The sequence below is a fragment of the Spiroplasma endosymbiont of Megaselia nigra genome (assembly GCF_003987485.1).
GTDB lineage: Bacteria > Bacillota_I > Bacilli_A > Mycoplasmatales > Mycoplasmataceae > Spiroplasma.
In genome coordinates, this window is sequence record NZ_RCOO01000291.1 from 1 (window position 1) to 975 (window position 975).

General features: G+C 26.4%; 2 protein-coding genes. Both read right to left on the reverse strand.

Annotated features, from left to right (window positions below; translation table 4 throughout):
• Positions 1-11: 11 nt before the first annotated feature.
• Positions 12-224 carry a hypothetical protein gene (locus D9R21_RS06720; RefSeq protein WP_126821563.1) on the reverse strand — a complete coding sequence of 71 codons (213 nt, stop codon included), beginning with the start codon at positions 222-224 and terminating at the stop codon, positions 12-14.
• Between the two features lie 120 nt (positions 225-344).
• Positions 345-975 (reverse strand): hypothetical protein (locus tag D9R21_RS07750; protein ID WP_158613999.1); only part of this gene is annotated, 631 nt, incomplete at its 5' end.

Consider the following 975-nt stretch of genomic DNA (forward strand, 5'->3'; position numbering starts at 1 on the left):
TGGTTTTAACATTATTCTTGTTCTCCTTCTTCATTAGGTGTATTGATAATAGTTCCGTTATTTTTTAATTGTCTGTTTAAAGTAGCATTTACTGGTAAGTGAACATCAACAATTAATTCATCAATATTTTTAATATTAAATGTTCTACTGTTTAAAATCGCATTATCATATTTAATTAACTTCATAACGAATTCAGTTAATTTAATTTCTCTAATATATATCATTTGTTCATATGATGCGTTTGTTTGAATATTTACACCAGCAACTTCCGCCTGAGTTTGTTGGGCCCCCTTAGCGATAGCAGGAACATGATGGCGATTTATTTTATAGTAATTAATTAATAATTAATCATATATTTTGGTTAATTGTTCACCTTTAAAATTACCAGCAATATAGTCTACTGGTTGAAAATTACTATCAGGGTCTCCTTCAACTAATAACAAGTCATTTTCAATAAATGATGCCAACATTTTACTAATTTCTTGGTCAACAACTCCAGTAACTCCATTAGTATTAATGGTAAATTTACCACTATTTAATAATGGGTCTAACATTATCTTTTCAGCAATAATATCTAAAATACTGGCAAATTGTTTACCATAACGAGCAGAAGGTTCAAAATTAGGGTTATTAGGAATAATTTCAATCGGTATAAAATTAAGTGGTAATATTTCTTCTCTTTGTAATGTTGTATAGTTATTTCATTTTGCATCATCAATATATAAGTCGGTAATAGTACTGTATAATCGTGTTTTTAACTTTCTAATAACTTTTACTTGTTTAGTTACAGCATCAATTTCTAATTTTTCAGTAATAAAAATACTCTGTTCATTTTTAATATAAGGGTCATAATCAAAAGTACAAGATACTAAATTGCCTAATTCATCATACTGGTCATTGTAAAAATCAATAGTAATAAAATTAAGTTTTGAATTATTAGCAAAAATAAAATATGCACCTTTACCATTTTTATTA